Below are 14,328 nucleotides of genomic sequence, written 5' to 3' on the forward strand. Positions count from 1 at the left end.
GAGCCGGAGTGGTGACTTGGTATCGTTATTTGTCGTGTTTGTGCTTTTGCCACCCAGCGATCGGAACAACTCGATTATTCGTTGTCGTTTCTGTTGGGTTACTAGTAGGTTGTTGGGGTGCTGGTTTGGCGGCAACAAGTTCTTGAACGCGACTTTCGGCAGCTGTAGCAAGTGCCTGTCGCTGGGTTGGTGTCCACAGGTGGGAGGTTGTTGTAGATCGAATGAAAATAGCGACCATTTGTCCAATGACTGCGCGCTGATCAGGACCAATGGTTTTTTTGTCATATAGTAGCATGGACATGGCAGCCTTAATGTCCTGAGCGGTCCAATTCTTTGGATCGTGGCCGAACAAACTCTGAATCGTGTGGGCAAGGAACAACGTGGTGGCACCAAAGAGTTCCTGATTCTGAACTGGCTTAGGAACCTGCAGCCACGTTTTGGATTCTAAAAAGGTCATCGTCAATTGAAATAACTCAGCCATATTTTCGGAATCAAAGTCAACGTCATTATCGGGGTCACTGAAGGCATCATCAACACCAGGAAGATCAAAATCATCATTGCCGAATGGTGATGTGAGGGCCTCCTCTTCCGTCAAACCGAGCAGATAGGTGGCAGTGACGAACACGTTCATTAAGGCATCAACAAATTCAAGGATAGTCAATTTAATCTCATTTGTTGCAATCAACCAGATCATAAATGTTTTTAACAGTTCCGCCGCGATCGCTAACGACTCGCTGCGATCCAATGCATCATCATGATAAGTCTGTAAGGTCTCCTGCAAACCAGCTGCAACGTGTTCAGTATCAAGTGCTTGAATGGTTGAACGAAGGTTATCAAAGGCATGCACGAAAAAGGTGACGAGGATTAATCGAATTTCATCTGGTGGCACCTGGCTAAAGCCGGGAACTGTCAGCAGGTGTTGATAACTTGTGCTTTTCTGGAAATTTTCCCAGTATTTATCGATTTCGCGACTGGCATGGCGTCGCAGTTTTAATTCGTAGTCCATGATCTGCCTCCATTAAAATTGGTTGGATTCACTAAGAACAGTTTAACAGTAACAAGCTTGAGCTGATAGCTGTTAGCATTATTTTTAGTGCACAAAAAGGAAAAGCGTTGCCCATGCACGGACAACGCTTTTGATATTGAACGTTATTATTCAAACATTTTTTTCGTGGCACGCATCAATGTCTTGATGTCTTTATCATACCGCGGTGTTTTAACTAAATGACTCATTGGAATGCCGGTGAAATGATAAGCGGCAATCTCACCTGAACGAACAGCACTTTGCTCAGTGAAGACCATTTGGAATGGTTGTTCAGCGAATTCACCGGTAAAGGCAAGGTTTGTTGAATGTGCTGGAATCACGTCTGGCCGATCAACCTTGGCGCGATTGTTGAAGAGTGCCGAAGCATATGGCATATAAACAGGGATGTTGTTGATGATGCTTGCCATAATCTCATCTTGATGATCACGAATATTACCAGGACCGGGATCAACTTTAGCAAGCTGACCAATCAATTCAAGGGCCATCTCTTTACCCGTCATTTCGATATACGGCTTGTTGACAAATTCACCGTAGCGCCGTGGATAAAGGAAGTAGCCCCACAAGACGGTCTCGTTTGGTTTCTGGGTGGTAAAGTGCGGCTGATGATGTACCACGATTGACATCATGACATCTTTTTGCCCAAGTACCGTGATTGGTTGGGTTGACATGAACGAATTCAGGGCGTTACCAGGGACTTGCGTTGTAATACGTTCGATTTCGTTAAGCAACAAATGATCTTTGGTCGTCAAGGTGAAGCTGACCCACTCGCTGGCTGACCGATCCGCAAAGAACTTATCAGGATTACCAAGGTTATAAAAATGCTCAGTCGCTTGTTTCCACAGACTAGCGGCAGCACCGTAGTCCATGTTTTCGACTGCTGCATGATCAAAGTCACCTTGAGTTGCGGAGTCGGTGATCGATCCATTCGTGAAGAAAACGGCGGTATCATCATCAACGGTAACATGTTCTTCGTCATCAGTCTCTGTGTTCAGAATGGTGAGGCCCGTAACTGTAATTTCATCGGTCATGGCCGTGTCTTTAAATTCAAACGCGGTGACACGCCGGTTCAAAATGATCTTGCAGCCTTGCTCCTTCAGGTAATTAATCAGTGGCAGCATAATGCTTTCAAATTGATTATAGCGGGTCCGGTTAACCCCGACTAAATGCTCAATTTGAGTAAATTCATAAATCATCATGTGCATGTACCGCCGCAATTCCTGCGCAGAACTTTGTGTGCGGAAGGCAAAGGTGGTTTCCCACATATACCAGAAATTGGTTTGGAACATGTGCGGATCATCCTTGAAGTAGTCGGCGATGCTAACATTGTCGAGCTTTTCTTCTTCGGAATCAGGCATCATGATTAACTTCGTCAGCAAAAGGCGATCCGTGTTATTCAGGCCCAAGTGTCCTGCTTGGATGATGCCAATACCGCCTTCCATCAACCGAGCTTTATCAAACGTCCGATGTTGGGCATCGAATTGGCGCGTGTCTTCTTCAGCTGTTAGTCCCGGTTCCGTTGCCGATGGAATCCGACTAAGCAAATCCATCAAATCGACATACGTCCGGTAATTCAACATCCGACCGCCCCGAGCAACATAGCCCTTCGTGTTTTCCATGGGATGATTTTTGTTCCAATATTCATCCACAGTATCGACTGTTGGGGCACCATCATTTGAACCATGGTCATCCAGTGAATAGAAGGTGATTTGATCACCTTGCCAATGAGCTTCCTGAATGAGATAAACAGCTGCAGCCATATTGGCCAGCCCTGCACCGATCATGATCGCCTTATGCTTGATCATTTTCCCGCCTCCTAGCGACTTTCGAACTTGTTGTATGCGTCAGCGTCATCTTTAAACAGCTCCATTTTGTTTGCGAAGTAGCATGCGGTGCCGCCAGCAACCAGCGCAACGCCTAGCGCTGTCAATAAGAATTTCTTCATCTAAAAACGCTTCCTTTCTAATGTCACCTATATTATAGGCACAAGTAAAAGAAGCGTCTTTAGTCAAATTGTGATGTTTGTTCGAAAATTAACTTTTATTGTGGGCCAAGTGACCGCTTGCGGACAATGAAAGCAATCGACCCGTTTAACATCAAATCAGCCCGCTTGATCAGATTGCGTTCCGGTTCTTTCAAGGACTGCGCTAACCACAGCAGCACTTGCCCGACGATGGCTGCACCATAAAAGTTGCAGATATCGGCAACGGTTTGGGCTGGTGTTGCTGGGTCAATGTCCAAAACGACTGGTTTCACCATGTCGGTGGCTGACTGAAATAAGAATTCTTCCAGCATGTCACGGCCAACTGAATGAAACGCATTCAGACAAAAGATCTGATTAGCCACGATATAGTCAAGCACCAGCTGATACTTTGTTTCCCATGTGGCTGCGCCTAAGTCCTGCATCACTTTACGGCCAATGTCAGCCTCTAAGGTCCATTTCAGTAAGGCATAGATGTCATCAAAATGGTAATAAAACGTGTTGCGGTTGACATGTGCAGCTGCGCTTAACTCGGCAATCGTGATGCGATCTAATGGTTTGTGCTGCATTTGTACTTTGAGAACCTTGGCAAGATGCGCCTTAGTTTGATCAGATGTGGACATATGCAATCTCTCCTGTAGCCATGGTCAACATTTTTGGCATGAAAAACCGCTTGTCAGTTGTTCAAGCCGACAAGCGGCGATGACTTACTTTACTTTGAGTGGTTTCAATTGCGCTTCGATTTTGTCGAGGGTGACGTTGGCTTCTAGCAATGCTGCGGCTGCATAAGCCCCTTCAACAAACGCGACATCATAAACATGCATCTGTTTATCGCTGACTTCTTCGGCAATGTCCAAATTCATTTTCGCACTGCCGAGGTCGTAGAAAACAAGCAGTTCAGAAGCTGGATTATCGCCAATTGCTTTTTGAATATGGTCGAGATCCGTGCCGATTTTGCCGTCGCTAGTACCGCCAGCTGTGGTGATGGGAACATCTTTAGCGACTTGTTTGATTAAAGTTTCAACACCATTGGCGATCGCCGGAACGTGTGAAACAAGTAAAATGCCTAGTGCCATAGGATCACTCCTTTACAAGTATTTGCCTTCATAGTTTGTCGGTTGTCGATCAAGCGGTCGCATCTAAATAGGCTTTCAGCAATTCGCCAGTTGAAGCGGCGCCGGGATCAATGTGGCCGACACTCTTCTCACCAAGATAAGACGCCCGGCCGCGTTTAGCGATCATTGGCTCGGTGGAAGCAACCAACTTGTCAATGGCGGCGTCATCGAGCTTGCCTTGTTTAATTAAATCAGCTGCAGGTGCCCAGACATCGAGCATTGTTTTATCACCGGTTTTTGCCTGGCCGCGCTTAGCAATACCCTTTGCCGCAGCATTGACGAGGTCGCCAAAATCGGTGTCGGTTTTGGCAAGCTTAGCCATTTCGAGAAAGGCTGTACCATATAAAGGACCGCTGGCACCGCCGACTTTGCTCAGCATGGCCATCGCAATTGTCTTGAAGTCTTGAGCCAGATCGGTAGTCGGTGGGGTTTTTTCGAAGGCTGCTTTGATCGCTTCGACGCCGCGCTCCATGTTGTTGCCGTGGTCAGAATCGCCAATCACGCGATCAAGTTCGGTGAGATGGTCTTTTTCCTTGGTAATGCGGGTTTCAAAATTCGTCATCCATTTGGTTAATGTATCAGCGTTTAACATCGGTATCCCCCCAACCAACAGTGTGGGCTGACGCATTCAGGTAGGTCAGCCATTGCGGATCGTCTAAAGCCAACATGGTCAATGAGATGCCAGCCATGTCGAGTGATGTGACATAGTTGCCAGCTTTGGTGAAGCTGACAGGTAACTTTTCAGTCTTCAGTTCATTCAGCACATCGCCCATGAAAATGTATTGTTCAGACAACGGGGTAGCACCCATGCCGTTAACCAAGACGGCATACTTGTGGGCTTGTGGATCTTTGAACTCCGCCGTCAACTTGCTAATCAGTTGCTTAGCCAATTGTTTAGAGGTCGGCAGTTTTTCCTGACCGGTGCCAGGTTCGTTATGAATGCCAACACCGAATTCAATTTCATCAGGTTTTAAATCAAACCCGGGTTTGCCGACTTCAGGAACCGTTGCAGCGTGCAATGCTACGGCAAAGGACTTGGTGTTCTTAACGACGGCATCGCCTAACTTCTTCAGGTCATCTAGACTTAAACCAGCTTCAGCAGCCGCACCGATAATTTTTTCGGCAAAAATAGTACCAGCGACACCGCGCCGTCCTTGCGTGTACAGTGAATCTTTGACAGCAACATCGTCATCAACGACTACGGATTCGACGGTGATATCGTCAACACTGGCAAGGTCTTTGGCCATGTCGAAGTTCATCACATCGCCTGAATAGTTCTTGACGATCATCAAAACGCCCGCACCTTGGTCAACTTCTTTAATAGCAGCGTAAATTTGATCCGGGGTCGGGGATGTGAAGACTTGGCCCGCCACCGCAGCATCAAGCATGCCTTGACCGACATAGCCGGCATGCAGCGGTTCATGACCGGAACCGCCACCAGAGATGACGCCGACCTTCTTATGTTGTTTGAACGCGGCATCATTTCTGACGACCGCCGTTGTATCAGGAATCTGTTTCAAATATTGCGGATAGCTGGCAGCGAGTCCAGCAATCATTTCCGGGACAATATCGCCCGGTGCATTGATGATTTTCTTCATATTTGCAACTCCCTTCTAGTTATCAGTGTAACCCTAACAATGCTAAAATACAGTGATTTTCTAGCAGATATTGATGTTCAGATTGCCTTAAAAACGGTGATGGTGCAAGTCATGCTGAGGTGGGTGGGTATCCAGCAAAATCAAATAGATGGCAATGCTTTGCTGCAGAAGGACGCATAACAAAACCCGTTTTGCTGATAGCAGTCGGCAAGCGGGTGGGAAAAACTTTTAAGGGTGCATGGTTGATCAACTTATCTTAATCATAAAGTAAGTCTAAAATCTTTGCAATCGCTTACACAAAAAGACACAACAAATTTGACTTTGTTGCGTACGCGCCTGGCAGAAGACGCATCTAAAGGAATCAGGCTTCGATCATTGGCCTCGGGCAGTTTAGTCTTTAAAATCAGTCACTGTTTCGATCGTATAATTGCCACTATTTTTGAGCAACTTCGAAACGGGACAGCGATTTTCGATTTCGTTGGTGAAAGTCTTAGCAGTATCGAAATCAACGCCTTTGACCATGACCTGAGCGTGCACCAAAAATTGATATTCAGCACGGGTGCCAATGAAAGCGACCTTCACCCGCACCGCTCCTGTATGCGGCAAACCGTGCTCCTTTTCAACCGCTTCCAGCGTGGCTTCTAGACATGTGCTTAATGATAGCCCCAAAAGTTGCTCTGGGTTGGTTCCGGGATGATCATTCATCGGATTGCTGGTTTGCACTTTAAGTCCGCCGGGAATATAAGCGTGGCCCTCCAGCCCTTCGTCATTAATAGCCGTCGTTGTGTATAGCGGGTGGTTCCAGCGTTCATCTTGCATGGTGACGCCTCCTCATATAGGTCATTGCGGTAATTCAAGTTTTGGTGCGTGGATGTTAAACCGAGTTTTTCTTGAAGCTATTGAAATTGAACAGACTTTTGCCTAAGTTGATAACTCTATTCAGTATAAGCGCTTACATGATCTTCGCAAACAGTTAATTTTTCATGGCACGAATTTTTCGATGTTCATGATTTAAAAATATTAGAAATCATTTTATAAGCGATCACGATCAGAATGAAAAAGCTGCTCAACCCAGAAGCTATTGAGGTCAGCAAAAGAATTTCTGCGCCGATACGCTCATAGAGGATTCCTACGATTAAGGCGATAATGAACGTTGCCAGATCAAGAAGCCACAATTTTTGCTGTAGTTTATACCTCACTATTAGATTTACACGATTTTTATTGTTCAATGATTGAGTGCGAAAAATGACACGACGACCATGCTGTGGCAGATGCCAAACTATATGAGGCAACTTCAGATGCTGCTTTTTTTAGCTTACGCTTCTATTCTTGGCGTTCATGTTAATATGAAATCATTCATATTTTGGCAAAAAATCAAACGAGGTGTTCATGTGTTGGATTATTCGGCAGGGGCTATTTACCACGAGGTGCGTCGGCGACGGGACTTGCGAATCAAGGAAGTTAAGGGTGATTTACATCAATCCACGATTTCTCACCTTGAGCATGATCAAAGTGATATGACGCTACGCACTATGGTAAAGATACTTCGCCCGATTTTTATGTCTGCTGAAGAGTTTTGCCGTCTGATAGACAACGGAAGTGAAACATCAACTGCAATTTTTAAACAGATTGCTCATTATTATGATTCGACTGACTTGGCGGGTTTATACGACTTGCTAGCGTCTTATAAAGAGCAAAACATTCTGACAACGCCAAATAAAATGGTTATTTTGATGATTCAAAGTTGTATTGATGAACTATCTCAACATGAAACTTTATTTTCGAAAGAGGATTGTGATTTCGTGCAAGACTATCTTCTCAGACCGGGACGGTGGTTTAGTTTTGAGTACATCGTTTTTGCCAATCTTGCATTCTCAATGCCAGCCAAGATCAATTTGAGAATTTCCAAGAAGATGTTTCATGCTTATCAGCAATTTCATTTACCTAGTTACGATGAATTGATAGTGAATGCTCTATACAATTTATCAATTTCTTTTCTTGAGCAAGATGATCCTTCTTCGGCCATTCAATTTTTAAGTTTTCTTGATTTGAAAAAATTGGATCATCATGTTCTCTATATGCGGCATCACGTGACTTTTTTGAAACTCATCATTCAATTTAAGTTGAATCCCTTAGACGTAAAAAACGCAAACGAATTGAGAACATTTTTAGAGGCAACGAAGCTGATTGATGATGTACTTTTTGAGAAAAATATTGATTGGATCAAATCTTTGAAAATTAACCCAAAAACTATTTTGAAATGAGATTTGACCATCATTCACAGTCACCAAGAAAAGGCAAACAGTTTCCGCTACAAAGACGGAAACTGTTTGCCTTTTCATATGGGTGATTTATTGCAATTTTAAAGATCTCAGTGCCAAGGCGGAGCAATCGTTGGCCAGATGGGGCTCGAAGCGCCGTCTCCGCTCTAGCTTCGCATTGCCATTCCATCTGGCCGGAGATTGCGGAGTTTGGCATGGCAAGGAATTCTTAAGCCTAGATCCTTCTCTGACTATTCGGAACCTAATGAATCACCAGTTCACTGCGAGAATTATGACCCATCCTCTAGATAATGGCTCGATAATTGAATGGTGGAACAGTTAGCTGGTACTTGGATCAGGTTTCTGATAAGGTTCCGGGTCATTGGCGTGCTCAGGTGGCCGTTGTTCAAAGCCAATGTCTTTAGTGATGAGTGGACTGCCTTCCCAGATGAGATGTTCCAACAACGCCATTGTGGTTTGCGCATCACTCAAGGCGGTGTGGGAAGGCAAATCAACCCCAAGCGCCTCTTTGTAATGTTGCAACGACGGGGTGTGCTTTTTGCCAATACCGAATGTTTTACGTGCCAAGGCAGCAACATCGAAGGCTTGCAGTGGGGTGATATCGACATTCAGTCCCGCTCGTAGCGCACGCAGGTCGTTACTTAAGGCAAAACCCACAACGAGTTCATGCTTCAACAATTGTTCAACGGCAGCTTTGGCAAGTGGCAACGGCTGACCATATTGGGACAACAGATCATCGGTGATGCCTGTGATTTTGACTGAAAATGGCATGACGTGGTGGTCCTCAGGTAATTGGGTAAAAATATCGAAGGCCCCATCAACTTGGTGATGGCGTACCCGGAGTAAACTGATTTCTGTCAGATCAAGTTGGTTGCGATCGGCGACGAACTCAGTATCGATGACAATGTAATCACCGCGAGCCAGCCGATCAACAACATCCTTTTGCGACCGCATTGGGGCTTGATCTGAAGCTAACATGGCCATGGTGGCTGCATCAAGTTGAATTGACTTAGCAGCGCGATCATTAGCTGCTTGGACCAACGGCGCTTCTTCAATGGCAAACTTGGCCGCAAGTCGCGTTGTCAAACGGTCGGCCTGCTCTTGCCGTTGACGACGCAGATCAGCTAAAGACTGGTCTGGATTGCCTAACGAAATGCCGAAGAGTCTGGCCAGCCAAGTCGCAGGAGCAGTTGGCATGCTGGTCAAAACATAGGCGCCGTTAAGATCGGCTAAAGAGAAAACGACCTGACCATTTTCAAGCCAATTTTGTAAGCCAATTGCAAGGAGGTGCACCCAGTCGCTAAAAGGTTGCATGATCAACGGCAATTTGTTGGCGGCTTTCATTTGATCTAACTGGTGAGCCGCCCCAGCGACAGCTAGAGCGAGGCCGCGCGTCAGACTTTTGCGATGATTACCAAAGTCTTGAACAGTGAATGCGATTGGGAGTAAGGCGCCACGCGGTCGTAAGGTATAGCGTAGGCGACCGCCTTCAGGATACCAGCGCGCGAGGTCAAACTGAACCTGCCCATGTGTATTGACTTGATTGGTTGAACTTGGCTGCTCTGGACGGTACTCGCGATGTTGGAGAATCGCCATCATCTCATCTAAGCGAATGCGAACTGCGGCGGCATTGTGGGGTTTTACGATGGGGTCACGCAACAATTTATTCAATTGTCGGCGAGCCTGCCGCGGTGAGCGTGTATTTCTTTGCCGATCAGTTGTACGAGCCATGGTGACACCTCCTTTGAGTGAAATTTTGAACACAGGAATAGTATACCAAGTGGACACGAGATTTCACATTTTTGCCATGATTATTCGAGACTAGCAGGTAAAAGGGGCCTTTACCCATGAATGTGGGTTAAAAACTTATTTACCCAAAACATGAACCGTCTATGGAGAATTGAAAAGCTTATTTTTTCAAAGAAAGTTTGCTTACAGATTAAGTTTGTGGCATAACTGTTGTATGGATATCAAACAATCAACAGACGCAACTGCCTTCAAACAACGAATTTTCTTTGCTTTGTCTGAACCGGGTCGTTATACGATTGTCCGCATGCTTTACCACGTCGGTCATGAGATGGGCTGCAACGAGCTGAACCAGCACGTGGAGATTGACAAATCAACGATGTCATATCATTTGCGAACGCTTCGGGAAATTAGCATGATTACCACGCGTACCCAAGGACGACAAAAATTTGTTACGCTGAATACAGGGAAAATTGAATCGGTTTTCCCGGGTTTACTTGAGAAGCTATAAATAAGCACATGGTTGCTTATTTTTTAGCACTGATTGTTTGATAATTTTAAAACCGTAAAACTGATTGGAGACTTTCTGATGAAAGAACGTAGACTTTCGTTTCTATTCTTCTTAGTGATGTTTGTGATTGGCACCGATACCTTTTTGGTTTCACCGTTGTTACCGACATTGACGCAATACTATGGCATTTCGACTAGTCTATCTGGTTTTATTGTCAGCGCTTATGCAGTGGGCTACATGATATCGGCATTATTGATTGGTCCGATTTCTGACCGGCACGACCGCAAACGTATTTTGATCATCGGGTTAATGGTTTTCACGTTGGCGACTGCCGGGTGCGGGCTGGCGAATACGTTTGCGATGATGCTTGTCACCAGATTCGTCGCTGGTGTCGCGGCGGCCACGGCCGGACCGCAAATCTGGGCGGCTATCCCGGTATTGTTTCCAGAGACGCAAGTTGTCAAAGTGATGGGTTATGCCACAGCTGGTCTGGCGGTTGCTCAAATCGTTGGGGTACCATTGGGGAGTTACTTAGCGGTATGGTCATGGCGATTTCCGTTCTTCTTCGTTGGCGTCATTGCCTTGATGTTGACGATGTTGGTCGTGCGTTTCATGCCCAGTCTTAACGAGGCGATAACTTCACGTCTTGCAACTGGTATCTATCGCAAACTTTTTCAGAACAAAACCGTGCTTAAACTGCTAGGGGCATACTTATTGTTTCAAACTGCAAATTTTTGCGGTTTCGCCTTTATCGGCACTTGGTTTGCGAAAAGCTTCCATTTATCAGTTGGTGCCATTGGCAGCTTCATTCTTTTAATCGGCGTTGGTCAGTTTGTTGGCAGTTTGCTAGGCAACCGATTAGTCACTTGGTTGGGTCAGCCGCATGCGTTTCTGCTTGAGTTCTTACTTTTCATTGCTGGGTATCTGGTTTTGCCTTTCACCAATTCGCCACTGACGGCAACGGTCATTCTGGCATTTATCTATACAATAGGTGGCGCACTGCTGCCATTGTTTATGAGTACCTTGCAAGAACACGCGGGGTCAGCCCGCAGCACAATTTCAGCGTTGGCTAATGCCGTCATGTACTTAGGTGAGGCCATCGGTGGTGTAATCGGCGGTATCTTGATTAAACAGTTTACTGGCTTCTCGGGGATTGCCGTTTTTACAGCGATTGGCGCAAGCTTGGCGATGTTGTTATATGCCCAGCAGGGATATTTTAAGCAATTGCAGACGAGTCGTTAAACACATACAGTACGGCTCAATGAAGCTAGTACTGGAAGGCTGAATTTTTTTGCTAATTCAGTTATGTGGCCGCCCCACAGCATCCAAGCCATTTACAACGAAGACACTATTGTTCTTGAAGAATGAGAAAGGTATACTCGAGATGAGAACGTATGTTTGCTATTTGGGAAGAAGGTACCAGCATGCAAGAAAATTTATCTCAGAAGATCTTAGACTTGTTAGACAGTGGCCGGTTCTTGACACTTAAGGAAATAGCTAAGTTATTGAAGATGCCAGAGAAGCCGGTTGAGGAAACTTTATTACACTTAGTACGATTACAGAAAATGAACCGACGTCACTTTGCAGGGCGCGATTATTTTCAGACCACTCAGCCGCAACAGGCGACCAGCAAATTAAGTGCAGTTGCAGATGATTACTTAGATCAACGACAGGCAGCCCATGCGCTTGGAGTAGGCGAACTTGCTACCACCATTTGGCTGGGAAAGCTGGTGTTGCCTTATTTGACCAGCTGTTAGCCAAAAAGATGCTTGTGCTGACGGCACCAAATGTGTATCAGCTTACTGAAAAAGGCCGCCACGCATTTGCGCAATTCTTCGGGCGTCCAGTGCATCAGCTGAACATTCAGACTTGCATTGTTTTTTCGGAACGCCGGGTTCATTTGGCTGGCAAGCTAGGCAATGATGTCATGGCTAAACTTGTCGCTGAGCATCAACTTGCTTTGACGCAGAATCGACGCGTGCAAGTGACCCAGCCGATTAAGATACAACCGCTGGAGGTACGATATGCTGGCTGAAAAACACCGTTGCGCATGGGGACAAACCAGTAATGACTTGATGCGCGAGTATCATGATGAAGAATGGGGGCGGCCCAGCCATGACAGTCGCCACTTATTTGAGCTTTTGTCGCTTGAAATCATGCAAGCAGGTTTGAGCTGGCAAACTGTTTTGAATAAACGTGCTGCTTTCAAACAGGCTTTTGTTAACTTTGACTATCGGCAGGTGCAGCAGATGGCACCGAAGATTCCGGTGCTCTTAGAAAATACGCAAATTATTCGGAATCGGCTGAAAGTGACGGCGATCATTAACAATGCGCGCGTGATCGCACAGTTAGCTGCCAAAGGCGAGGACTTTGATCATTACGTGTGGGCCTTTGTCAACAATCAGCCGATTCGGCATCATATTACCAGTCATGATCAGGTACCTAACACAACCGACTTGGCCAAGCACATGAGCAAGCAAATGAAGGCAGATGGCTTTGCATTTACTGGTCCCGTCGTTATCTACTCATTTATGCAGGCTGCAGGGTTGGTCAATGATCATGAAGCCGACTGTTTTGTTAATCAAATACTTGATGAGTAACGAAATATGTATGAAAAAGCCCACTCGCTGAAATTTGCGAGTGGGCTTTTGAATAGCACTTAATGAAAAAATTAAAGTGCTTCTGGAACCATCTTAACTGGTTTGTTGCCAATCCAGCCGGTGATTTCTTTGAAGGTATCGGTGATAGCATCGGTGCCTGGCTTGAGCAGCTTGCGAGGGTCGAAGCCCTTGCCTTGCTGATCCTTACCAGCTTCGATGTATTCACGCGTTGCCTTAGCAAAGGCAAGCTGGCATTCGGTGTTGATGTTCAACTTGGAAATACCCATGGTGATTGCCTTTTGAACTTGTTCTTGAGGGATACCAGAACCGCCGTGAAGAACGAGCGGCATCTTAACAGCGTCGTTCAATTCTTGCAGACGATCGAAGTGCAGGCCCTTCCAGTTGTCTGGATATTGACCGTGGATATTGCCGATACCAGCAGCCAGGAAGTCGATCCCGGTAGCGGCTAATGTCTTGGCTTCTTCAACGTCAGCTAATTCGCCTTCGCCGACAACACCGTCTTCTTCACCGCCGATAGAACCAACTTCGGCTTCAACAGAAATGCCCTTGGCGTGAGCCAACTTAACGATTTCCTTGGTCTTTTCCAAGTTATCTTCAAAGTCGAGGTCGTGGCCGTCGAACATAACGGAGTTGTAGCCGGCAGCAATAGCTTCCTTGGCAGCTTCGTAGTTACCGTGATCCAAATGAATCACAACAGGAACGGTGATGCCCATGGCCTTAACCGTTGCTTCGATCATGGTCTGGCAGAATTCATAGCCGCCCATGTACTTAGCAGCACCCATGGATGTCTGGATGATAACCGGAACGTTCAATTCTTGCGCACCGGCAAGGATGGCGCGTGTCCATTCCAAGTTATTGGTGTTGAAGGCACCGATACAGTAGTGACCTTTATGTGCAGCTTTTACAAGCTCTGCAGCGTTAACTAATGGCATGTAGATATCCTCCTAGGAAATAAACAATTCACAACCGTTGTATTTTATCATATGTTGCGGGAGAAAAGGGCGAGAAAATGATGAGAGCTACTCGACCGGCGTGACGGCTTTTTATAACACCCGTCATACATATGTCTGTGTGTACGCAAAGTCACTTTGAATGTACCCCGTAATCAGGGAAAATGCTACTGATTTGCTCACTTTTTGCCGACAAAATAAAAAATGACCATCAAATTGAAATTTGTTTGAAACTGGTAGTTGTGTGACCGCAATCGGATATTTAGTCAAGATTAAATGAGATTACTCTCATAAAAAGAAGGCGGAAATTTGTTTATAAGTGGCACATTTCACAATTTAAAATGCTAACTAATAGAAAAGCAAATCGCAATAAGTGGGTATTTCTTAAATTGGGTTAGTTGTTGTATGGTTTGAAAAAATCTGAATTCACAAAGTCTGATCTCTTTGATAAATGAGATCACACTAAGAGCAGTTGACCATGC

General features: G+C 45.7%; 14 protein-coding genes and 1 pseudogene. 5 read left to right on the plus strand and 10 right to left on the minus strand.

Going from position 1 to position 14,328, the window contains the following annotated elements:
* Nucleotides 1-25 precede the first annotated feature (25 nt).
* The 8 genes from LBPC_RS01965 to LBPC_RS02005 form a co-directional block, all read right to left on the minus strand.
* Nucleotides 26-1,006, minus strand: coding sequence for a hypothetical protein (locus LBPC_RS01965; RefSeq protein ID WP_003563408.1), 981 nt, complete (start codon nt 1,004-1,006; stop codon nt 26-28).
* A 146-nt stretch (nt 1,007-1,152) separates the two neighbouring features.
* Nucleotides 1,153-2,847 (minus strand): oleate hydratase, encoded by a 1,695-nt coding sequence (locus LBPC_RS01970; protein ID WP_003661572.1) that lies wholly within the window; start codon nt 2,845-2,847, stop codon nt 1,153-1,155.
* 11 nt (nt 2,848-2,858) lie between these two features.
* Nucleotides 2,859-2,987, minus strand: coding sequence for a hypothetical protein (locus LBPC_RS17375; protein WP_003563412.1), 129 nt, complete (start codon nt 2,985-2,987; stop codon nt 2,859-2,861).
* Between the two features lie 95 nt (nt 2,988-3,082).
* Entirely contained in the window at nt 3,083-3,646 is a 564-nt protein-coding gene (locus LBPC_RS01980) for a TetR/AcrR family transcriptional regulator C-terminal domain-containing protein (RefSeq protein ID WP_003577796.1), read from the minus strand.
* 84 nt (nt 3,647-3,730) lie between these two features.
* Nucleotides 3,731-4,099 carry a dihydroxyacetone kinase phosphoryl donor subunit DhaM gene (gene dhaM, locus LBPC_RS01985; protein WP_003563416.1) on the minus strand — a complete coding sequence of 123 codons (369 nt, stop codon included), beginning with the start codon at nt 4,097-4,099 and terminating at the stop codon, nt 3,731-3,733.
* Between the two features lie 49 nt (nt 4,100-4,148).
* Nucleotides 4,149-4,730, minus strand: a complete 582-nt coding sequence (gene dhaL / locus LBPC_RS01990) for a dihydroxyacetone kinase subunit DhaL (RefSeq protein WP_003661574.1) — start codon at nt 4,728-4,730, stop codon at nt 4,149-4,151.
* Entirely contained in the window at nt 4,717-5,736 is a 1,020-nt protein-coding gene (gene dhaK / locus LBPC_RS01995) for a dihydroxyacetone kinase subunit DhaK (protein ID WP_003563420.1), read from the minus strand. The genes dhaL and dhaK overlap by 14 nt, the downstream gene beginning before the upstream one ends.
* A 390-nt stretch (nt 5,737-6,126) precedes the next feature.
* Nucleotides 6,127-6,555, minus strand: coding sequence for an OsmC family protein (locus LBPC_RS02005; protein WP_003661576.1), 429 nt, complete (start codon nt 6,553-6,555; stop codon nt 6,127-6,129).
* Nucleotides 6,556-7,127: 572 nt separating this feature from the next.
* Here LBPC_RS02005 and LBPC_RS02015 point away from each other — a divergent pair.
* On the plus strand, nt 7,128-8,000 hold the full coding sequence (locus tag LBPC_RS02015; RefSeq protein WP_032775006.1) for an Rgg/GadR/MutR family transcriptional regulator: 873 nt from the start codon (nt 7,128-7,130) through the stop codon (nt 7,998-8,000).
* 336 nt (nt 8,001-8,336) lie between these two features.
* On the opposite strand, the gene LBPC_RS02020 is transcribed toward LBPC_RS02015, so the two are convergent.
* On the minus strand, nt 8,337-9,749 hold the full coding sequence (locus LBPC_RS02020) for an exonuclease domain-containing protein (protein WP_003661579.1): 1,413 nt from the start codon (nt 9,747-9,749) through the stop codon (nt 8,337-8,339).
* A gap of 232 nt (nt 9,750-9,981) precedes the next feature.
* Between LBPC_RS02020 and LBPC_RS02025 the strand changes: the two genes are divergently transcribed.
* The 4 genes and pseudogenes from LBPC_RS02025 to LBPC_RS02040 all read left to right on the plus strand — a co-directional run bounded on the left by LBPC_RS02025 (nt 9,982) and on the right by LBPC_RS02040 (nt 12,875).
* Nucleotides 9,982-10,275: an ArsR/SmtB family transcription factor gene (locus tag LBPC_RS02025; RefSeq protein WP_003661580.1), complete on the plus strand. Its 294-nt coding sequence runs from the start codon at nt 9,982-9,984 to the stop codon at nt 10,273-10,275.
* 78 nt (nt 10,276-10,353) lie between these two features.
* A complete protein-coding gene (locus LBPC_RS02030) occupies nt 10,354-11,517 on the plus strand; it encodes an MFS transporter (protein ID WP_016383544.1) in 1,164 nt (387 codons plus the stop codon).
* Nucleotides 11,518-11,699: 182 nt separating this feature from the next.
* A pseudogene (locus LBPC_RS02035) lies at nt 11,700-12,310 on the plus strand (transcriptional regulator).
* Nucleotides 12,300-12,875 carry a DNA-3-methyladenine glycosylase I gene (locus LBPC_RS02040; RefSeq protein ID WP_003661586.1) on the plus strand — a complete coding sequence of 192 codons (576 nt, stop codon included), beginning with the start codon at nt 12,300-12,302 and terminating at the stop codon, nt 12,873-12,875. The pseudogene LBPC_RS02035 and the gene LBPC_RS02040 overlap by 11 nt, the downstream one beginning before the upstream one ends.
* 71 nt (nt 12,876-12,946) lie before the next feature.
* Here the strand turns inward: LBPC_RS02040 and fba are convergent, their stop codons facing one another.
* Complete coding sequence (fba, locus tag LBPC_RS02045) at nt 12,947-13,828, minus strand: class II fructose-1,6-bisphosphate aldolase (protein ID WP_003563442.1); 882 nt, start codon at nt 13,826-13,828, stop codon at nt 12,947-12,949.
* Between the last annotated feature and the right edge of the window lie 500 nt (nt 13,829-14,328).

This window comes from Lacticaseibacillus paracasei subsp. paracasei, assembly GCF_000829035.1.
Taxonomy (GTDB): Bacteria; Bacillota; Bacilli; order Lactobacillales; family Lactobacillaceae; genus Lacticaseibacillus; species Lacticaseibacillus paracasei.